General features: G+C 42.9%; 21 protein-coding genes. 5 read left to right on the top strand and 16 right to left on the bottom strand.

Going from position 1 to position 19,174, the window contains the following annotated elements; all coding sequences use genetic code 11:
* Nucleotides 1-71: 71 nt before the first annotated feature.
* Entirely contained in the window at nucleotides 72-959 is an 888-nt protein-coding gene (locus BLT53_RS22585) for an AraC family transcriptional regulator (RefSeq protein ID WP_090239171.1), read from the bottom strand.
* Nucleotides 960-1,067: 108 nt separating this feature from the next.
* Here BLT53_RS22585 and BLT53_RS22580 point away from each other — a divergent pair, with 108 nt between their 5' ends.
* From BLT53_RS22580 to BLT53_RS22570, 3 genes are all read left to right on the top strand, one after another.
* Nucleotides 1,068-2,009, top strand: a complete 942-nt coding sequence (locus BLT53_RS22580) for a DMT family transporter (RefSeq protein WP_090239167.1) — start codon at nucleotides 1,068-1,070, stop codon at nucleotides 2,007-2,009.
* Between the two features lie 111 nt (nucleotides 2,010-2,120).
* Complete coding sequence (locus BLT53_RS22575; RefSeq protein ID WP_090239165.1) at nucleotides 2,121-2,552, top strand: SRPBCC domain-containing protein; 432 nt, start codon at nucleotides 2,121-2,123, stop codon at nucleotides 2,550-2,552.
* Between the two features lies 1 nt (nucleotide 2,553).
* Nucleotides 2,554-2,895, top strand: a complete 342-nt coding sequence (locus tag BLT53_RS22570) for an ArsR/SmtB family transcription factor (protein WP_090239162.1) — start codon at nucleotides 2,554-2,556, stop codon at nucleotides 2,893-2,895.
* Between the two features lie 74 nt (nucleotides 2,896-2,969).
* Here the strand turns inward: BLT53_RS22570 and BLT53_RS22565 are convergent, their stop codons facing one another.
* The gene (locus BLT53_RS22565) at nucleotides 2,970-3,155 is read right to left on the bottom strand and encodes an anti-repressor SinI family protein (RefSeq protein WP_090239140.1); all 186 of its coding nucleotides are present in this window, start codon (nucleotides 3,153-3,155) and stop codon (nucleotides 2,970-2,972) included.
* Nucleotides 3,156-3,492: 337 nt separating this feature from the next.
* Between BLT53_RS22565 and BLT53_RS22560 the strand changes: the two genes are divergently transcribed.
* On the top strand, nucleotides 3,493-3,795 hold the full coding sequence (locus tag BLT53_RS22560; protein ID WP_090239137.1) for a hypothetical protein: 303 nt from the start codon (nucleotides 3,493-3,495) through the stop codon (nucleotides 3,793-3,795).
* Nucleotides 3,796-3,851: 56 nt separating this feature from the next.
* Here BLT53_RS22560 and BLT53_RS22555 read toward each other — a convergent pair whose 3' ends face one another.
* The 4 genes from BLT53_RS22555 to BLT53_RS22540 all read right to left on the bottom strand — a co-directional run bounded on the left by BLT53_RS22555 (nucleotide 3,852) and on the right by BLT53_RS22540 (nucleotide 6,390).
* Entirely contained in the window at nucleotides 3,852-4,001 is a 150-nt protein-coding gene (locus BLT53_RS22555; protein ID WP_170834477.1) for an aspartyl-phosphate phosphatase Spo0E family protein, read from the bottom strand.
* Between the two features lie 212 nt (nucleotides 4,002-4,213).
* Nucleotides 4,214-4,921 carry a hypothetical protein gene (locus BLT53_RS22550; RefSeq protein WP_090239132.1) on the bottom strand — a complete coding sequence of 236 codons (708 nt, stop codon included), beginning with the start codon at nucleotides 4,919-4,921 and terminating at the stop codon, nucleotides 4,214-4,216.
* Between the two features lie 240 nt (nucleotides 4,922-5,161).
* Nucleotides 5,162-5,836, bottom strand: a complete 675-nt coding sequence (locus BLT53_RS22545; protein ID WP_090239129.1) for an NAD(P)H-dependent oxidoreductase — start codon at nucleotides 5,834-5,836, stop codon at nucleotides 5,162-5,164.
* A 170-nt stretch (nucleotides 5,837-6,006) separates the two neighbouring features.
* Entirely contained in the window at nucleotides 6,007-6,390 is a 384-nt protein-coding gene (locus tag BLT53_RS22540; protein WP_090239126.1) for a winged helix-turn-helix transcriptional regulator, read from the bottom strand.
* Nucleotides 6,391-6,593: 203 nt separating this feature from the next.
* On the opposite strand from BLT53_RS22540, the gene BLT53_RS22535 reads away from it, so the two are divergent.
* The gene (locus tag BLT53_RS22535; protein ID WP_090239123.1) at nucleotides 6,594-7,775 is read left to right on the top strand and encodes a DUF4317 domain-containing protein; all 1,182 of its coding nucleotides are present in this window, start codon (nucleotides 6,594-6,596) and stop codon (nucleotides 7,773-7,775) included.
* A 52-nt stretch (nucleotides 7,776-7,827) separates the two neighbouring features.
* On the opposite strand, the gene BLT53_RS22530 is transcribed toward BLT53_RS22535, so the two are convergent.
* The 10 genes from BLT53_RS22530 to iolB all read right to left on the bottom strand — a co-directional run bounded on the left by BLT53_RS22530 (nucleotide 7,828) and on the right by iolB (nucleotide 19,113).
* Nucleotides 7,828-8,814: an aldo/keto reductase gene (locus BLT53_RS22530; RefSeq protein WP_090239120.1), complete on the bottom strand. Its 987-nt coding sequence runs from the start codon at nucleotides 8,812-8,814 to the stop codon at nucleotides 7,828-7,830.
* 130 nt (nucleotides 8,815-8,944) lie between these two features.
* A complete protein-coding gene (iolI, locus tag BLT53_RS22525; protein ID WP_090239117.1) occupies nucleotides 8,945-9,799 on the bottom strand; it encodes a 2-keto-myo-inositol isomerase in 855 nt (284 codons plus the stop codon).
* Nucleotides 9,800-9,832: 33 nt separating this feature from the next.
* Complete coding sequence (gene iolG, locus BLT53_RS22520; RefSeq protein ID WP_090239115.1) at nucleotides 9,833-10,867, bottom strand: bifunctional inositol 2-dehydrogenase/D-chiro-inositol 1-dehydrogenase; 1,035 nt, start codon at nucleotides 10,865-10,867, stop codon at nucleotides 9,833-9,835.
* Between the two features lie 70 nt (nucleotides 10,868-10,937).
* Nucleotides 10,938-12,377, bottom strand: coding sequence for a sugar porter family MFS transporter (locus BLT53_RS22515; RefSeq protein ID WP_090239112.1), 1,440 nt, complete (start codon nucleotides 12,375-12,377; stop codon nucleotides 10,938-10,940).
* A gap of 26 nt (nucleotides 12,378-12,403) precedes the next feature.
* Nucleotides 12,404-13,318, bottom strand: a complete 915-nt coding sequence (gene iolE, locus BLT53_RS22510) for a myo-inosose-2 dehydratase (protein ID WP_090239268.1) — start codon at nucleotides 13,316-13,318, stop codon at nucleotides 12,404-12,406.
* A gap of 639 nt (nucleotides 13,319-13,957) precedes the next feature.
* Nucleotides 13,958-14,281 (bottom strand): hypothetical protein, encoded by a 324-nt coding sequence (locus tag BLT53_RS24830; RefSeq protein ID WP_139168457.1) that lies wholly within the window; start codon nucleotides 14,279-14,281, stop codon nucleotides 13,958-13,960.
* 127 nt (nucleotides 14,282-14,408) lie between these two features.
* The gene (fba, locus tag BLT53_RS22500; RefSeq protein WP_090239106.1) at nucleotides 14,409-15,275 is read right to left on the bottom strand and encodes a class II fructose-1,6-bisphosphate aldolase; all 867 of its coding nucleotides are present in this window, start codon (nucleotides 15,273-15,275) and stop codon (nucleotides 14,409-14,411) included.
* An 80-nt stretch (nucleotides 15,276-15,355) separates the two neighbouring features.
* On the bottom strand, nucleotides 15,356-17,266 hold the full coding sequence (gene iolD / locus BLT53_RS22495; protein WP_090239103.1) for a 3D-(3,5/4)-trihydroxycyclohexane-1,2-dione acylhydrolase (decyclizing): 1,911 nt from the start codon (nucleotides 17,264-17,266) through the stop codon (nucleotides 15,356-15,358).
* Nucleotides 17,267-17,279: 13 nt separating this feature from the next.
* Nucleotides 17,280-18,278, bottom strand: a complete 999-nt coding sequence (iolC, locus tag BLT53_RS22490) for a 5-dehydro-2-deoxygluconokinase (RefSeq protein ID WP_090239101.1) — start codon at nucleotides 18,276-18,278, stop codon at nucleotides 17,280-17,282.
* A gap of 16 nt (nucleotides 18,279-18,294) precedes the next feature.
* Nucleotides 18,295-19,113: a 5-deoxy-glucuronate isomerase gene (iolB, locus tag BLT53_RS22485; RefSeq protein ID WP_090239098.1), complete on the bottom strand. Its 819-nt coding sequence runs from the start codon at nucleotides 19,111-19,113 to the stop codon at nucleotides 18,295-18,297.
* Between the last annotated feature and the right edge of the window lie 61 nt (nucleotides 19,114-19,174).

Here is a 19,174-nt window from a genome sequence, read left to right as displayed (position 1 = left end):
TCCTCCATCACGTATTCAATTTCCTGTTAAACCCATTTTATTATTGAATGAATGTTCAGTCAATGATAAATTTAAATTTTTGCAGCCTTTCTTTTATACGTTAACGGTGTCATTTTCATGGACTTTCGAAATGTATCAATGAAATAGCTCGTACTGTTAAATCCAACCTGATAGGCTACTTCAGTCACATTTGAATCCTCTTGCTGCAGCAGAATCAGGCTTTGTTGGATACGATACTCTGTCACGTAATTCACAGGTGATTTCTTTAATATCTTTTTGAAATAACGGCAGCACTCTGAACGGCTCAATTGGCCCGCTTTGGCGATATCATCCAGTTTCACCTTTTCTCCATAATGTTCATGAATCCAATTCAGCATCTGCTTCATCCGGAGACTTTTTACCACTTCTGTTTGTTCATGCTCCAGTTGAAATCCGTTGAGTATTAAGTTTTTCCATATTGAAGTCATCTTCATGGTAATCGTGATTTCATAGAAAGAGGGCTTTTGATGAATCAACTGGTGGATCTGTGTAATAGCTTCTAAACTATTCTTCGCCCATGTTACATGGTGATCTAAATAGATGCAGGGTAAATTCGTTGCCTGTACATAGGGATAAACATAAGTCGTATACAGCTCTGGTGATAACACAAAATGAGGAGAAACATTTAGACAAATATACATACTGCCAGGTTGATTTACTTCCTCAGCCTTGTGAAGGCACCCGCTATTGATAAATAACCCGTCGCCTTCTTTAACCACTATTCTTTCTTCATTTACCTGAAAGACCGATTCCCCTTTTACCATCAAAACAAACTGAATTTCATCATGCCAATGAAGTGGAATATAGCCATGTATATTTTGGTTAATCGTGGTTTCATAACACGCAATGGGCAGCACAACTGTACGATGAGGGGTTAATTCTTTTAAGTTTTGGTCAATCTTAAAATTTTTGATCTGCATATAGGCCACCTCAATATCCTTATATTTTTCCGTTCAATCTGCGTATTATCAAGCTCAATTTCCAGTTATTATAGCACTATTATGATAATTGAAGGTGGAGAATGAATCATGAACAGTTCTGCAAGACGAACAGGATTACTCCTCGTGATCACCGGGGCGATATTTTGGGGTATTGGCGGCACAGTAGCAAAAAAACTGTTTCAACAGGGAATTGATGTGAACTGGCTGGTAACCACCAGATTGCTTCTATCCGGTTTTTTACTGTTAATGATTCAATACGTTGGAAAAGACCGCACACAGATTTTAGACGTTTGGAAAAACAAAAAGACTTCTCTTTCCTTGCTTGTTTTTGGGTTGCTCGGCATGCTGGCGGTTCAATATACATACATGGCCTCCATCCAACATGGAAATGCGGCGGTCGCCACTCTGCTGCAATATTTAGCACCGGCCATGATTATTGTTTATTTACTTCTTCGCAAACAAACGACTTTAACAAGAAAAGATATGATTACCGTTTCACTTGCGTTGGTTGGATGCTTTTTCTTATTAACAAATGGCTCGATCTCACAACTGTCCGTGCCGGTCCCAGCCATCATTTGGGGTGTTTTATCCGGAGTATCGCTAACCTTTTATACGTTATATGCTGTCCCCTTGCTGAAGAAATACGATTCACTCGTGATCGTGGGTTGGGCCATGATTATTGGAGGCTTTGCCTTAAGTTTCATCCATCCACCCTGGAAAATGGATATAAACCCCTTCACTTTTGAAACCTTTTTATATCTGCTTTTCGTGATTGTCTTTGGAACGATGATTGCCTTTTGGTTTTATATCGAAAGTTTACAAAGCCTTTCCCCTAAGGAATCCAGTCTGCTGGGCAGTATTGAACCTCTGGCAGCTGTACTGACAACGGTCTTTTGGCTAAAAGAACCTTTTGGATTTTACCAATGGTTAGGCACCGCTTGTATCATCGGCATGATTTTTCTGTTGGCATTGGGTAAACAATCCTCTGTAAAGTCAGATCAGAACGAAAAGCCCCTTAGAGTCAGTTAACTGATTTAAGGGGTTATTTATTTGTTTTAAGTGCAACCAATAAGTTGCACTTAAAACAAACATGTGCTACCTTATAGTTGCACGAAACATTATCCTCTAGGAGGGCTCAAAATGGAAAACGACCGAATTGAACGGAATATTTTCATAAACGCCTCGATTCAAACCGTCTGGGATATCGTTAACGAACCTGCATGGTGGGTCGGTGACGCACCAGGTCCCGACAAGGTGTATGTAGAAGGATCACGTGTGGTGGCCGATACCAGGTACGGGAAGTTTCCGGTAATCACAGAACAAGTGGATCCGCCAAATTATCTCGCTTGCCGATGGGCAAGTTCATTTCCAGGCGAAGAACCTCGGGAAGGAAATTCAACCTTAGTTGAGTTCATGTTGACTGAAAAAGATAGCGGAACCATGCTAAGTGTTATTGAAAGTGGCTTTTCCAGCCTTAACGTGGCCCAGGAGGAACAGCGTAAATTCTTTGACGGGAATGTTAAAGGATGGATATATCAGCTGGAAGTTTTGCGAAAGCGTGCGGAGCAGTAAGATGCTGTCCACAGATAAGCACTTTGAAAGTGTGTTAAATGCCCTGGCCGATCCAACCCGCAGGGAATTGCTTAACCTCATCGCGGAAAGAGGCCAGGCAACTGCCACGACATTGTCGTCTACAGTAACCGTGTCCCGACAGGCGGTAGTCAAACACTTGAATGTCCTCAATAAAGCCGGACTTGTAGCAGGTGACCGCATTGGCCGGGAAATGCGTTATAGCGTATGCCCCAGTCAGCTATCCAATACCGCAGAGTGGATGGCAAATCTGGCATCAGAGTGGGATTACAAACTCCAGTGGGTTAAACGAGCAGCAGAAGCAAAGGACAACAAAAAGCAATAAGTCACCTTCGCTTGATTTGGCTTCACAAAAAAAGACCCTTTTTGGGTCTTTTTTTCACTGCTTTTCAAATTCTCTTATTTCTTCTCGTTCACTTTCCCCAGGAATTTTCCTTTTAAATCTCTTTTCCGATCTAAAAATTGACTAAACTGTTCTTTTGTAACCTCTGATCTCATGGCTTCCACTACAAGCTGCTGCCATTCAGGATCAGGTAAATCCCTTTCCATCATGGCTCTTGATAAATCAATAATCTTGTTGTCCATAACTCCACCCCTTACCCGATTACGGAAATATACGGAACGTTACCCTTTACTTATCGACTTCTAAACTTAATGTTTATATATGATAAATGATGTGGTTTTAGCTATTTATGCTCTTTCTAATTGACCAATCAAAATCAAACAAGCATCCATTTTCCTATTTCAAATTCATATAAGGAATTAGTCAATTGAAAAAAAAGATATAATTCTGTAAAATAGACAAAGTTTGGTTCTTTAGGTATATAAAATGTTTTTTGGAAAATGTACCCTTTTTATCAGTTTGATCTGAATACAAAAAAGGTAGTATTTGATATACACAACACCTTGGAGGGGACCTGCATTGATCATTGAGACAGAAAAATATTACATTCCTAATAAACGACGAGTTATATTATTACCAATCGCTTGGCGAGAGGAATTCAATATCGATGTAGAAGACCATGTGTTAATTGGCTTAAATGATAATGAAATTATTATTAGCCCTGATTCAGTCATGGAAACAGAGTATGCGAAACCTGCAAAGGTTTATAAAAAAGGTGAATTAACCATTCCTAAATCTATTGATGAACAGCTGGAGCCAAAACTTCATCAGTTACTGGTAGACCCTGTAAAAAAATGTTTTTACCTATCCCCTGTCAACTAAGTTTCTTAGTTATGCCTTCTCAAAAAAATAATCCACCCCTGAGGAGGCAGACATCATTACCGCGTTTGATACATAAAAATCAATTTATCTAGTTCCTGACTTTTTTTTACTAACTCATTGCCTGAATAAACTTCCCTCTTTTTTGCAATCGAGTATAGCGATTGACGCACAGCTTTTATTTCTTTTTTTAAGTCTTCTTTAGTCAATTTTTCTACTCTCCCATAAACGTTAAGATTAAGGATAATATAATGTTACTGTTAAAAATTACAAATATCAACTATGATTTGCTGAAAATGAAAAAGCTTCTCGCCAAAAGAAGCTTAATGTTCTCTGTTCCCCTCGAAAGGAGTCTGTGTGTGTCGACATTTACTCACAATTTGTAGATATTTCTCGGGAAATAGCTAATATGCCAGAACCCTTATTTTCCGAATAGAGAAAACAGCTTACCCCATCTTCCTTTACGCTGTTGCAGCGCTTCTTCCAACCGTTGATTAAAATCGGTTTGAGAACTCCATTCTCTTTTTTGTTCATCCCTCATTAATTGTATCTCTTGTTTTAACTGTTCGGTTTTTTGTTTTTCTTGCTGCAGCAATGTTTCATAATGATTCGTTTGCTGTTCGGTTAACTTTTGGATTTTGGCATTCGTTTTTTGCGCTGCGTTTCCTATGGTGGAACTGATAATATGGTGATCTTGCTGGAGTCTGGAAATGGTTGTTTTGAGCTGAGACATATCGTTGGTCAGTTGAATATTCATTTCACGGGTGGCTGCGAGTTCCTTGAATACAATCATTAAGGCTTCTTTTAGTTGATTGGGATCGTGGGGTAGTGTTTCGTATGTATCGCTTATTGCAATTTCTGTTTGATTGGATTCTTTTAATCGTTCTTTCTGCAACTCCACAAGCTCTTTGGCTGTATCGTCCAGAGAGTTCGGTGTATCGCGCAGCGCTACAAGCGCTTCGATGTCAGATTGAACAAAGATTCGGCGTTCACCGTCCTTTAGAAACTCGTATCCATTCCTCTCCAGGACTTGTCCATACTTTCGCACAGTGGGAGTGGCTATTCCCACTGTTTCCGCGACTTCCTTGGACGAGAAAGCACGTTCATTCGGTTGTATATCGCGTCGCATATCGGGCCTCCTTTTCTATTTGAAATGTCGTTAATTATGTAAGTTTGCTTATCGCTTAATATATCGCCCAGCGATACGCAAAACTAAAGCACTTTTTAAAAAAGACATCTACCTATTCAATTATAACATTTCGTTAAATAGGATGCTTTTTTGTCGAGTTATTATATCGGGTAGCGATACAAAAAAACAACTAGAAGTAAAAAAAGCCTATCTGTGTGATAGGCTTTCAAGGTTATTGGATTAGTAGACCCATTTAGTAACCGACTCGGCACTCTGCCTGACTTTTGCATGATTAGGTTCCTGGGCACGGTAGCCAAATGCCGCCATGACTGATACACCAAATGCACCATCTTCCAACAAACCTTCATCCTCAAGGATTTTGGTCACTTTTTCTAGGTTAAACCCTTCTATTGGGCAAGAATCGATGCCAATTTGAGCGGCTGATGTCATCATATTTCCAAGGGCAATGTAGGTTTGTTTACTGGCCCAGTCAAATAACGCCCGCTCACTCTCAAACAAATTCAAATCATTTTCCTGAAAGCTTCTATACGCCTCGTTCATTTTCGCAAGGGTTTCTTCCGGTATTTCCTTCACTTCTCTAAGCAATTGCTGGACATAGGATGAATCGTAACGTGCATTTTTTCGTGCAAGGAGAATGACGAAGTGACTGGCTGTGGGCAGTTGTCCCTGTGCTCCAAAACTGACCTGTCTGATTTTTTCCCGAAGCTCTTTATTTTGAACCACCAGGAACTTCCACGGTTCATAACCCACTGAACTTGGAGATAGCCTGCCTGTTTCTAAAATAAATTGAAAATCTTCCTCCGAAATTTTCTTCGTTGGATCAAACGCTTTGGTGGCATGTCTGAATTGAAATGCCTCTATGATTTTCTTCTTTTTTTCCTGTACAGCTGTCATTTGGTTCCACCCTTTCCTTTCATTATTTCCCTCTACAAGTGACAATATTAATTCATAAATACACTCCAAACAAGTACGCACATTTTTGTGATATAGAACCCTTTTTTATACCTGCTTTTCCACAGAAAAATCCCCGCCCGATTGGCAGGGATTAATGCTTATGTTTATTTTTATGTACTTTCTTCAGCAGTCTTGCCCTTGTTCTTTTTAGAAACACTTCTGACTTCATCCCGATAACGCTCACCCCAATCCCGTAAAGCGAAGATAATCGGATTTAAGGTTACTCCAAACTCCGTCAGTGAATACTCCACTTTTGGTGGAATCTGTTCATAAAATTCCCGATGGACGACGCCATGCTGCTCCAGTTCACGAAGCTGAAGCGTAAGCATCCGTGTTGTAATTTTGGGGACCAGCCGCCGAAGTTCGTTAAAGCGTTTCGGCCCGGAGGTTAAATAATAGAGAATAACCCCTTTCCATCGTCCTCCGATGATTTCCAATGTAGTGGTTACAGGACATCCGGCATTCGTCGAGTAGTCCCTATTGTTATCTTCCATTCGTTCATCACCGCACTTGTTATAGTCGTTATTCACCCTATCGTATCACAAAATAATCTTCAGTCACCATCGGGAAAATCCCCCACACACTTCCCTTCGTCTGCAGTAATTTATGTTAAAATTAAGGCTGGTTCGAACGCAAGGCAGACAGCCCTGTCTGCTTCCAATTGAAAATCAGGGCAGCTTAGGAGTGTTTTTTATTTATGAACAAAAAAGATATTGCTCAGATTCGGAAGCAATTTAAAAAAGATAATCATTCTCTCAAGATCTCTAACATTTTTAATGTTTATATTATGAAGGAAACAAGCGAAATTTATCATCATCAGAATCAGCCGTTTGAAATGCTGGATCCCGACCAGCAAGAGCTCTTTTTAATTAACTTCAAGAAATTACTCGGCGGAAATCTGGATGAGAAGCTCTTTGAACTAAAGTTTCAGCGGAATGCAGAAAACAACAGTCAGCTTATTTTGCATCAAGGATTGCTCAGCAGTGATGTGGAAGACTGGAAAGAGCGCATGCTGCAAATCGTAGGCAAAATGCTGTTAAACCGGCAATACGAGAAAGATATTGTTATTACGTTTATTCGCGGAGAATACTTTAAGCCAAGCAAACGCCGTGGGGCTGATGCGGAGGAGAGTGCCAACGATACCGTTTATTCACATCCCTTTATTCTTTGCAGTATCAATAACACTCAGGAACCAAAAAAAGAACTGCTTTTTGATTATGTAGAAAAAGAGTTCAAGTACAACTTCGTGCTGGATCCCGTTATCAACCTCAACGCACCAATGGGTGGATTCCTATTCCCTTGTTTTACTGACAATGCAGCAGATGTGAACCATATTCTGTATTCCTCCGGGAAGGTCCATGAGCCAGATTATTCTTTCATAGAGGACGTATTGAACGGGGAAGAAACGATGACCGCAAAGGATGACAAAGCGGTTTTTGAAGAAATTATCAAACATGTAACCAGTGATCAATTGAATACATCCACCCTCTCCAATGTGTACGAGGAAATTCACCGGATGATTGAAGAAAATGAAGAAGAGGAACAGCCCAAGTTGGACACGAAGGATGTGGAGCGGGTCCTCACAATGAGCGGCCTGGAAGACATTAGCTCGGAGAAAGTAGAATCAGCCTTTAAAAACATAATCGACGATCAAAACTATGAAATTAAAGCAAGCAACGTTGTTCCGAAGTATAATTCAAAATCCATTAAAATCAACACAAAAGTCGCCAACATTTCAATCAGCCCTCAGGATTTAAGGTACGTCAAACAAGTCCATCTCAGCGGCAAGCGCTATCTCATGATTGAAGTGGAAGAGGATACCGTGGTAGAAGGCTTCACAATGATTCCAGAAGCATTTGGTGAAAAAGCAGAAGAATAATAGAAGAAAAGCTTCTCCCTTTTTAATGGGGGGAAGCTTTTTTGATAGATACTTATACCTTTTGATCAATCGGCAGAGGGGCCAGTGGGGAAACAAGATTTTGGTCCCTTAACTCGTCCCAAAAGTCGGAAGGAATGTCTTCCTTGGAGGCCGCAACGTCCTCCTTTATATGTTCCGGCCGGGTAGAGCCGGGAATAACAGCAGCTACTGCAGGGTGGGCCATCGAAAATTGCAGGGCAGCAGCTTTTACGCTTACCCCGTGCTTTTCGGCAATCTGTTTGATTCTATTGGCTTTTGAAGCGATTTCTTCAGGAATATCTCCATAATCGAAATGACTTCCTCCAACCAATACGCCTGAGTTAAATGGTGCGCCAACGACAATTTTCATATCCTTCTCCAGAGCCCTTGGCATTAACTTAAGCAATGCGTGATCATGATTTAAAAGCGTATAATGGGTCGCCTGAAGGCTGATATCGGGGTGAGCTTCTTCCAGCTCCATGGCAAGTTCAATCGGTTCTGTCCGATTGACTCCCAGCCCCCACTTCGCAATGACTCCTTCTTCTCGAAGCCGGGAAAGTACACGAAACGCTCCTTTTCGTGCAATATCAAACTGTGTGACCCAGTCGTCACCGTGATAATCAGGCGAAACATCATGCACATACACAAAGTCCAAGCGGTCCGTCTTTAAACGCTCAAGACTTTGCTCAACCGACCTCTTAATAGCATCCTCACTGTAATCGGTGGTCACTTTATTTTTGCGGCCATATTGAAACATGCCTTCTTTTACTTCTGTTTCATCTTCAATCACCCTGCCCACCTTCGTCGACAGGAAATAGTCATCACGATTGTGCCGGGATAAAAATTCTCCCACGCGCATTTCTGCTAATCCGGCTCCATATAACGGTGCGGTATCAAAGTAACGAACACCCAGGTCCCATGCCGTTTCAAGCGTTTGTCTCGCTTCGTCCTCCGGAACGTCCCTGAACATATTTCCAAGCGGCGCCGTTCCAATTCCCAGTTTTCCTTTGATTAAACTCATCCATGTTGCCTCCTATCCAACGATTCGTCTTTTTTAACACTGTTTTGTTCAATTCCTTTTCTTTCTGCACTTAAAACAAAAAAAGCCGCCCAATTAAGTCGTGGCGGCTATCATTTCTATTATTGTGATCTTAACCAACAGTAACAGAATCAAATTCATAGTATTTGGAGACTGATTTAACCGTCGTTTCCTTCGCGGTTTTGATGGCTTCTTCAGCGCTTAATTGATAGTACTCCGGACGGAACAATTCAATGGATGCTGCACCATCATATCCAATTTCCTTTAAGGTGGACAAAATACCATCCAGATCAATGGCACCCAGTCCCGGCCAAACACGATCTTCATCGGTTAAAATTCCGATTGGGAAATCTTCTGTATCATCCATATGCAGGATGAAGATTTTTGATCCGTCTGCCCTTTTCAAATCCTCCATGGTTGATCCCATGGCATGGAAGTGGAAACAGTCAAAAACCAATCCAACATTCTCACGGTTAACGGTTTCAACAATATCATATGCTTGTCCAAACGTATTGACCGTACATTGCGGATGACCCACAAACTCAACAGCAATTTTAATTCCATACGGCTCAGCAATAGCAGACAGTTCCTTGAGCACTTCAACACAGCTGTTTTTAATATCTTCTTTTAGAATCTTTTGTTCAGTGACCAGCGGAACAGCGACCACATACTGGATACCCAGCTTCTTGCCGGTTTCCATCATCTGTTTGAACTCGTCAACCATTTCTTTATATCCAGCTTCATCACGGTTATTGAAAAATACGAGCGCGTTGAAAGCAAGCGGTTTAATATGATGAGTTTGAAAATACTCCACGAGCTCATTCAAGGAATGGTCTTTCAAATACTCCGGTAACTTATCCATCGTACGGATTTCAATGAAGTCGTAACCATGTTTGTCGCAGAATTCAAGATCCTTTGCAAGATTTGAGTTTTCAAGAGTTGTCGCCTGGTTAAAACATAATTGCATGGAAGTCATCTCCGTTCTATATCTGTTAAATAATTAGTTGTTTTGAAGAATTTTCTCACTGTAAAACGCCGGTCTCTCCTGAAGGCTGATCCGTTCTTTTTTTCCGGTTTGCTGGGCTTTCACACAAGCATCAGAGGTTACAGCCGCAATATAACCATCCCAGGACGTTGGTCCCTGCGGCTCACCGGACTTGGCGATGGAATCGATAAAGTCCTGGATTTCCACATTGTACGCATCCATAAAGCGGTATTTCCAATCATTTAAAATGTTGGTGCTCAACTGTTCACTCTTTCGCATAACCACACTTGGGAATTCCGGCAATTTTGCAATTCCGTCTTCACCAACGACTTCACACTGAATGTCATAGCCATATTTGCAATTAACGAAAACTTCCACATTCATGACGATTCCGCCAACTGTTTCGATGGTAAACAATTGTGGGTCCTGCAGCTTTTCATGCGCGTTTTTCGTTTTACGCGGAAAGGTTACTTGAACCGTTTTATAATCATCATTTACCAGCCAGTGAAGCACATCGATTTCGTGAATCAATGTATCTTGTACCGCTGTTTCCGTAACGTAATTTTCACCTACTGCCGGGTTGCGGTGCGCGGCATGAATCATTAATGGCTCACCGATTTCATTGTTTTCAATCACTTGCTTCAATTGGGCATATCCCGTATCATAGCGGCGCATGAAACCGACTTGAACGAGTTTCTTCCCCTGTTTCATTTCCGCTTCCACGATTCTCATACAGCCAGCTGCAGTGGTTGCCAACGGCTTTTCGCAAAATACATATTTACCAGCCTCAACAGCTGCTACTACGGTTGATTCATGGGCAGGGCCCCAGCTTGTGACTAACACCACATCCACATTTTCATCTGCAATCAGTGCTTTATCATCCGGGTGGATCACGGTATCCAGTTGATAGGTTTCTACGGTCTGTTTTGCAGATTCCTGATTCACGTCAGTTACTGCAACAATTTTTCCGCCCGATAATTTATTGGTAATACGATCAATGTGTTCTCTTCCGATGGCTCCTGTTCCTACTACACCAAATCTTAAAGTCATGATGTTTCTTCCTCCTCATTTATCGTTCATTTATTTCATTGTAAGAATAGTGTGAATTTTATCCCTGTACTTATTGGTTAGCAACTTTGTTCGCAACCTTTGCTTCACCCTTATCCTTGTAGTTACGGAAAAAGCTTTCCAGCTGCTCAAGTGATTTCCCTTTTGTTTCTGGCAAAATTTTATTTACAAATAGAATGGCACAAATTCCCAACACTGCAAAGATAAAAAAGGTCGAGGATAACCCCACTGCATCTAATAGAATCGGGAATGAAAGACCCACAAGGAAATTGGTAATCCACAAGCAGAATACGGTTACTCCCATTCCAAGACCCCTCAATCGTAGCGGGAAAATTTCGGACAGCATCAGCCAGGTGACCGGTGAAATCGCACCTTGTTGGAAGCATAAAAAGGTAACAGTCAATGTAAGGACGACAAAAGGTAGTGCTGCGGATCCTCCAAGAACCGTAGAAAATAATCCAATCAAGGCCAGTGCGGCAGTCGTTCCCGCCAACCCGATGATCAGCATGGGGCGCCGGCCGATTTTTCCGAGCAGCCAGATACCCACAAACGTCGCGATGACCGAAATGGCACCGTTTGCAATATTACCAATCAAAGCAGCATTGGTTGAAAATCCGGACTTCTGAAGAATTTGAGTTCCATAGTACATAATGGAGTTCACACCTGTAATTTGCTGTACAATCGCAATCCCAATTCCAATCAATACAATGCGGCGTACCCATGGCACATTCAGATCACTATAGGTTGCCTGTTTAATTTCAGACTCTTGCGCAATGTTATTCTGAATTTCTTTCAGTTCGCCTTCAGCTTTACTGGCTTCGCGTATTTCTTTGAGGGTGCGCAGTGCGTCCCCTATTTTTCCCTTGGAGGCCAGCCAGCGCGGACTCTCTGGGACAGACATCATTCCAAACCATAATACGACAGCCGGAAGTGAAGCGATGACGAGCATATAGCGCCATACATGTGCTGCTTCCTCACCAATGGTACTGCCGAGTGCAGCATTAAAGACAAAGGCTAAAAGCTGTCCGGAGACAATCATTAATTCATTTTGGGTAACGATTCTTCCCCTCTGTTCTGCCGGCGCGATTTCAGCAAGAAAACTTGGCACCATTACAGATGCAGCACCTACGGCAAGACCGAGCAGAAACCGAGAGGCAATCATCACTCCGGCAGATGGCGAAATCGCACAGCCGACTGTTGCCAGGAAAAACAGCAAAGCCAGGTTAAGAATCATTTTCCGACGGCCAAAACGGTCGGACAAACGGCCTCCAAATACAGATCCAAATGCTGCCCCAAACAGAAGGGAACTCGTTACGAGACCTTCAGCTGCCGGAGTCAGATTTAACTGATCGGATTTGGCCATGAAAGGCAGCGCTCCATTGATAACACCTGTGTCATATCCAAAGAGCAGTCCCCCAAATGTGGAGATAACCGTAATCTTTTTTAAAGCCTTCTTGTAATCACGTGGTTTTTCAATCGTCTGATTACTCATGCCCTTCCCTCCCCAGGTTCCGATTTTTAATGCTTTACCAATGAACCATTCTCTAATGGAAGTAATTTTGCATCAATATACTTACGGGCTTTTAACGCATATTCCAAGGGGTGTGCAATGGAAGGATCCTGCTCTGCTTCAATGACGATCCATCCTGAATACTGGGTTTCCAGCAGCTTGTTATATACTTTTGTAAAATCAATGCATCCGTCGCCAGGCACCGTGAACATCCCTGCCAAAAATGATTGTAAGAAGGATCGTCCATCTTTGTCGCATTGGTCTTTGACCGCTTGGCGGACATCTTTAAAATGAACATGTTTAATACGGTTCAGGTGTTTATTTAACAGCGTCATAAAATCTCCGTCGGATACATAGATGTGGCCAGTATCATAAAGCAAATGCACATGATTGGGATCCGTGTTTTCCATTAACCTGTCCACTTCTGCGAGGGTTTGGACACCCGTTCCCATATGATGGTGATACACCAGTTTCAAATCATATTGTTCTGCAATTTTCCCCAGTTCATTGAGCCCCTGACATAAATGATTCCATTCTACATCTGTAAAACCGGGTTTCTCCGTAAAAACATTTTTCCCTGTACCCTGGATGCTGTATGTTTGCTCGGATACAACGGCAACAGCTGCCTGAACTTCCTTTAAATACTCACAATGTTTATGGAAAGCTTGTGTTGCTGCTTCCACTCCATCCTGAATGATGTAACTGCTGAACCACTGCCCGGCGATTCGCAGATTACGCAGCTGAAGCTCTTTGTTCAGCACGTGAGCTTCCGGGAAAAAACCGCCAACTTCAGTTCCCTCAAAACCCGCTACAACAATATCGCTGAGCAAATGGGACAATGTGTTTTCTGCACCGATCTCAGGAATGTCATCATTCCGCCAGCCTATGGGAGCAATTCCCCATGCTATCCTCTGATTCCTCATAATCATGCCTTCTTTCTGTTTGGAATCCGCTTTCATTTTCTTAAAAAAGTAAATTCAATCTCTTTTCTTTTCATCTGTTTAATATAAGTTTATCAAAACTTATCTCTTTTTTGGTTAACTCTTGGATATCTTGAATTAATAATAATATTAAAAGCGCTTACAGTCAATCTATTTTTCAGAAAATACAACCTTTTTACCATGACGCAACTGACAGGATCTTAATTAAACACAAACGATGGATCTCCATTGCTCACCTCTAAACGGTTGATTGACTTAAAGGCAGAGGGCATGATTTTTGAGGAAAGCAAAAATAAAAATCAATGAAAATTAAAGATAGTAAGAGAAATTCAAAGAAAAGAATTGATGCAAAAGGCTTACATTCCAGTTGTTGCCGTTTTCATACACTTTGTCAAAAGTTACCCAACAAATTATAATTAATTCATAATCATTTGAATGGAGGAATCGAATATGAAACAATTTGCTAAAGTGATTTCGACTTTCAGAGCAGACTTGGCAGAATCCATGAAAAAATATGGCGCTGCACGAATCAAGATGTACACCAACCTTTAAAATAACCATAACTATTAATTGAACATAAAAACCGCCAACCAGAGTCTCTTGAAAGATCAGGTCGGCGGTTTATTTATGAAGTGATAAAATACGAGGGTGGTTCTGAAGAAAGATGGGAGAATGAGTGGTTAATATCCATTTTCTCCCAATTTTCTGCAGACAGCCTTGGTGCCCGATCAAGATGGCTCGTTCCATTTTTGTAAATTTAAGAATGGTTAATCTTTGCTGCTCTGAGAGTGGTTGATTTCCGTTCCGGGATGCACGCTTTCCTCGGGGCATGCGCTGATCCTCCTCGGCGCCAAGCGCCTGCGTAGTATCACCTGTCACGCTTGTCCCATAGGACAAGGAACGCTTCGGCAGCGATACATCGCACGAAGAAAATGTGATATTCATTTTCGAGGAGTCTTGCACCTTCACTTTAATCAACGTATTAATGAAGCAAGTTAAGAAAAATGTTCCCAAAGCAATATCTTTTGAAGCAAACCTATAGAAAAACCGGGCAACAACTGCCCGGTTCTATTTATGCTTTCTGGTTTGATTTAAATTCCCTGATCTTGGTCTTTACTGTTTCTTTTACGGCTTCTTTCCCCGGTGTAAGGATGGTCCGGGCATCGTAGACATCTTTGTCGTTATCAAGCACCTGGCGAACGGCCTTTGTCCATGCTTGCAGACATTCTGTGTTCACATTGATTTTGGCATGGCCCAAATCAATGGCTTTATGGATTTGATGCAATGGGATTCCTGAACCGCCATGCAAGACAAGCGGAACATTGGTCAGCTCTGAAATCTCAAGCATTTCGTCAAATCCCAGTTTGGGCTCTCCCTGGTAAGGACCGTGAACAGAACCAAGCGCCGCTGCCAGCGCATCAACACCTGTTTCCTGAACCAGCCTTAAGCATTCCTGCGGATCAGCATAGTTGATGCCGCCGATCAGGCCATCCTCGTTACCGCCCACAGTACCGACTTCCGCTTCCACAGAAACGCCAAACTTGCGGGCATAATCGGTAACCTGCTTCGTCATCTCGATGTTTTCCTCAATCGGAAAATGCGAACCATCGATCATCACGGATGTGTATCCAGCATCAATCGCTTCTTTACACCGCTCCACACTTTTTCCGTGGTCGAGATGCAGCGCAACCGGTACAGAGATGTTCTTTTCCTCTACAATTCTATTAATCATGGCAGCTATGGTTTTGAATCCACCCAAATAATCGACGAGTCTGTCAGACGAAGCTACGATAATAGGAGACTGTTCTTCTTCCGCCGCTTCGAGCATCGCTTCCGCCCATTGAAAGCTGTTGATGTTGAATTGTCCCACGGCATAGTGCTCTTTTTTCGCTGTCTCCAGCATTTCTTTCATAGGAACCAGTCGAGTTGTTGTAATCATGTTATTCCACCCCTTTCATTTGATTTTCTTCGAGGCTCTTGAAGGTAGTTGATTTACGTTTTTAGGATGCTCTTTAGTTATCAGTATTGTTTTGCCAGTTCCAATTTTTGCTTTCGGGCGTCAAATGCTTTTTGGATGCTGTCTTTGTGGGAGACTTCGGCTACGCCGACATTCCACCAGCTTTCGTAGCCGTCGGTCATGGTTTTTGGCAATACTTTGATATCAATGAGTGTGGATACTTCCTGCTTTTTAGCATCTTCCAACGCAGCCTTCAGGCCTTCTACCGTGTTTACAATGTATGTCTTTGCACCGTAACCTTCTGCTACTTTTGCATAATCAATATTTAAAATCTCATTATTATGTGTTCTGAATTCAGTGTGGAAACTGTCGCTTCCGTTTTCCATTTGCAGGTTATTGATGCACCCCCATCCGGAGTTATCAAAAAGGACAATGTTCACCTTTTGGTTGTATTGAATGGCGGTAATGAATTCGGAGTGCATCAACAGGAAGCTTCCGTCACCCACCAGGGAGTAGACTTCCTGATTCGGAGAGGCCAGTTTAGCTCCCAGTGCCCCGGATACTTCATATCCCATACAGGAATAGCCATATTCTACGTTATACGTATTTTCTACGGCCGGATTCCAAATCCGCTGGACATCGCCCGGAAGAGATCCGGCTGATGTGATGATCACACTGTCTGGTGCGACCGTATCATTTACCGCCAGTAATGCTGTTGTTTGGGCAAGCTCGGTATTCAGGGCATCCGCATATTCATTGAGTACGTCCTGAGTAAAGTTGTTTTTCACTTCGGGTTCAAAGTTTTCACGGGTGAAGGTGACTTCGCTCAGCCGTTTTCTCTCGGTCAGCCATTCTTCTTTCAACTCGGCGATTTCCCTGCCGAACTCCGTTTCATAGCCTTCCAATAAAGGTGCCAATTGCTCAAGGGTCAATTTTGCATCAGCTACAACCTGGAAGGCATCCAGCTTATAAGCCTGCAGTCGGCTGACATTGATGTTCAAAAACTTGCTCCTTTCAAAATCAAATGCCGTTTTTGAGGATGTGGCGAAATCCGTATATCTTGTGCCGATCCCGATAATCAAATCGGATTCGCGCGCTGCTTTATTGGCCGCGAGTGTCCCTGTGATTCCCATTCCGCCGAGATTATTTCTAAAGTCTGACTCCACCGTTGCCTTACCTGCTTGCGTTTCTACAAGCGGGATATTGTGTTTTTCAGAAAGCTCGATGAGAATCGTTTTGGCTTGTGAATATTTCGCACCTCCGCCCACGAGAATGACAGGCTTCTTGCTGTTTTTGATCAGCTGTGCTGCTCCTTGAAGCTCACGATCCGCCGGTGCCTTGCGATCTACATAATGAACGCGCTTCTCAAAGAATTTCTCGTCATAATCATATGCTTCTCCTTCCACATCCTGCGCAATACAAATCGTTGCAGGACCGGATTTTCCAGGATCGGTCATGACTTCAAAGGCACGAAGCAGACTGGACATTAATTGCTCCGGCCGGGTAATACGGTCCCAGTATCTTGAAACCGGCTTTAATGCATCGTTCGTGGTCACAGCCGCACTGTATTCCTGTTCCACCTGCTGCAATACCGGATCCGGCTGACGGGTCGCAAAGGTATCGGCCGGCAACAGCAACACAGGAATGTTGTTGGCAAGCGCCGTTGCCGCAGCCGTTACCAGGTTGGCAGAACCAGGTCCTACAGAAGTTGTCACCGCATAGATCTTTTGGCGAAGCATTTGTTTGCTGTAGGCCATTGCGGCAAGAGCCATTCCCTGTTCATTTTTTCCCTGAATGACTTTCAGGTGTCCGGGATCCTGTTCAAGTGCCTGGCCGATTCCGAGCACGTTTCCATGTCCAAAAATAGCAAATACACCTTCCACGAAGGGAAATTCCTGGCCATCAATATGGATATATTGCTGGTTTAAAAATTTAATCAACGCTTGAGCGGTTGTTAATCTCACTTTCCCCATGTCCATCAAACCCCTAACGTAATTGATCTGCTGTTTCTGTTCGTTCTGCAATCAACTGCTCGATTTCAGCAACAGTTGGCATCGCTTCTGAAGAACTGTGCTTGCTTACTACAATCGCTGCCGAGGCACTGCCGTATTTTAGTGCGGTTTCAATACCCTTGCCCGAGATCAGGGCATATAAGAAGGCTGAGGCATAAGAATCGCCTGCTCCAAATGTTTTCAATACTTTCGTTAAATACGCTTGCCCTCTGAAGGTTTCACCATTTCTGGTGTAAGCATAAGATCCTTCGACACCATGCTTGATCACAACCAGTTCCGGAGAATAATTAAACAAATGTTTAATTGTGGCTTCGTTATTGCCTTCCGCCACATTTTCCATTACATCAAATTCATCTCGTGTTCCCACTACCACATCGGACTGTTGGGCTACCAGCGTATAGTAAACGGATGTTTCTTCAAGGGATTGCCATGTATACCCGCGATAGTCCAGTTCAAAAATAACCTTCACATCATTTTTTCCCGCTAATTGAACCGCTTTCAAAACTGCTTCACGAGAAGGGCTTTTCGCAAGAGCGGTCCCGGAAACCAAGAGCACTTTTGCCTTTTTAATATAGTCTTCGGATACCTCCGACGGCTCCAGGTAAAGATCGGCTACATCATCACGGTACATAAGAATACTGCATTCTTCCGGACTCTTAATCTCTGTAAATGCCAGCCCCGTCTTATGGCCTTCTTCATCCACCACCATGTTGGACGTGTCAACCCCAAGGCTGCGCATATATTGCTCAATGAAACGCCCATGCTGATCATCAGCAAGCTTGCCGATAAACCCGGCCTTTAGTCCAAGCTTGGAAGATCCAATCGCAATGTTTGCCGGCGATCCTCCAACATACTTCTTGAATGTCATCGTTTCTTCCATTGGCCGGTTATACTCCACCGCGTTCAAATCGATGCAGGCGCGGCCAATCGCAATAAGATCGAATTCCCGATCCGGATTAAATTGAATATTCATCTCTGCCACAGCTCCTTTATTTACGGTTTAAAATCCACTCATGGGCTGGTTCGTTATGGAACTTCCACGAACGCGATGGCCCTGCCATCACATTTAAGTAATACGATTCATAGCCATCGGGGACCCCAACCGGATGGTAGCCTGCCGGTACAACGACAACATCACCATTCTCTGCAGCCATCGTTTCATCAATGGAGCGATCATCGGTATAAACACGCTGGAATACAAATCCTTGTCTTGGGTTCATTTCATGGTAGTAGGTCTCTTCCAAAAAGGATTCATGAGGCAAATTGTCCTGATCATGTTTATGCGGAGGATAACTCGACCAGTTTCCGCTTTCCGTATAGACTTCTACCACCAAAAGGCTGTTTGCGGATGGGTCGGAATCCGGCAGGATATTATGCACCAGGCGTTTATTGCTGTATTTTCCTCGGTTTTCTATGCTGTTGTCCTCTGCCTTAATGAGCTTTGTCGGCAAGGACTGGCCAGAAGGCGAGTAGCAAAGAACGACGCGGGCCTGCGTTACAGCCGTCACTTCAAAGGAACGATCATTGGATACATAGACGCTGTCGGTCGGTTTCTTTTCAAAAACACTTTCTCTCGTACCCAGATTTTCAAAAACCTGTTGTGAATCAGAAACATTTATTTTTCCTGTTAAGGCAACAATGCAGCATTCAGTGCTGCTCAAGTTTTCCTTATAGGAACGCCCCGGAGCAAGGTCCAAGACTTTCACACCGACATATTCCAATTGGGAGTTTTCACTGTTGACTTCCTGAACGACAGTGACTCCTTCTGCTATCTCCTTTTGTTGCGGTTTACGAAGCAATTGACTCACTTTGCCATCTCCTCCTGTCTATGTAAAACCATTATCCTGATGCAGGGGACATCAGGATAAT

The organism is Fictibacillus solisalsi (assembly GCF_900103485.1).
GTDB lineage: Bacteria > Bacillota > Bacilli > Bacillales > Fictibacillaceae > Fictibacillus_C > Fictibacillus_C solisalsi.
The sequence above is the reverse complement of the archived record's forward strand: the minus strand, read 5'-3'. Positions and strand labels throughout refer to the sequence as shown.

Excerpts from the sequence above, each read along its gene's own strand:
- BLT53_RS22585 (WP_090239171.1), bottom strand. The coding sequence starts at position 959 with ATGCAGATCAAAAATTTTAAGATTGACCAAAACTTAAAAGAATTAACC.
- BLT53_RS22580 (WP_090239167.1), top strand. The coding sequence starts at position 1,068 with ATGAACAGTTCTGCAAGACGAACAGGATTACTCCTCGTGATCACCGGG.
- BLT53_RS22575 (WP_090239165.1), top strand. The coding sequence starts at position 2,121 with ATGGAAAACGACCGAATTGAACGGAATATTTTCATAAACGCCTCGATT.
- BLT53_RS22570 (WP_090239162.1), top strand. The coding sequence starts at position 2,554 with ATGCTGTCCACAGATAAGCACTTTGAAAGTGTGTTAAATGCCCTGGCC.
- BLT53_RS22565 (WP_090239140.1), bottom strand. The coding sequence starts at position 3,155 with ATGGACAACAAGATTATTGATTTATCAAGAGCCATGATGGAAAGGGAT.
- BLT53_RS22550 (WP_090239132.1), bottom strand. The coding sequence starts at position 4,921 with ATGCGACGCGATATACAACCGAATGAACGTGCTTTCTCGTCCAAGGAA.
- BLT53_RS22545 (WP_090239129.1), bottom strand. The coding sequence starts at position 5,836 with ATGACAGCTGTACAGGAAAAAAAGAAGAAAATCATAGAGGCATTTCAA.
- BLT53_RS22540 (WP_090239126.1), bottom strand. The coding sequence starts at position 6,390 with ATGGAAGATAACAATAGGGACTACTCGACGAATGCCGGATGTCCTGTA.
- BLT53_RS22535 (WP_090239123.1), top strand. The coding sequence starts at position 6,594 with ATGAACAAAAAAGATATTGCTCAGATTCGGAAGCAATTTAAAAAAGAT.
- BLT53_RS22530 (WP_090239120.1), bottom strand. The coding sequence starts at position 8,814 with ATGAGTTTAATCAAAGGAAAACTGGGAATTGGAACGGCGCCGCTTGGA.
- iolI (WP_090239117.1), bottom strand. The coding sequence starts at position 9,799 with ATGCAATTATGTTTTAACCAGGCGACAACTCTTGAAAACTCAAATCTT.
- iolG (WP_090239115.1), bottom strand. The coding sequence starts at position 10,867 with ATGACTTTAAGATTTGGTGTAGTAGGAACAGGAGCCATCGGAAGAGAA.
- BLT53_RS22515 (WP_090239112.1), bottom strand. The coding sequence starts at position 12,377 with ATGAGTAATCAGACGATTGAAAAACCACGTGATTACAAGAAGGCTTTA.
- iolE (WP_090239268.1), bottom strand. The coding sequence starts at position 13,318 with ATGAGGAATCAGAGGATAGCATGGGGAATTGCTCCCATAGGCTGGCGG.
- BLT53_RS24830 (WP_139168457.1), bottom strand. The coding sequence starts at position 14,281 with ATGAATATCACATTTTCTTCGTGCGATGTATCGCTGCCGAAGCGTTCC.
- fba (WP_090239106.1), bottom strand. The coding sequence starts at position 15,275 with ATGATTACAACAACTCGACTGGTTCCTATGAAAGAAATGCTGGAGACA.
- iolD (WP_090239103.1), bottom strand. The coding sequence starts at position 17,266 with ATGGGGAAAGTGAGATTAACAACCGCTCAAGCGTTGATTAAATTTTTA.
- iolC (WP_090239101.1), bottom strand. The coding sequence starts at position 18,278 with ATGAATATTCAATTTAATCCGGATCGGGAATTCGATCTTATTGCGATT.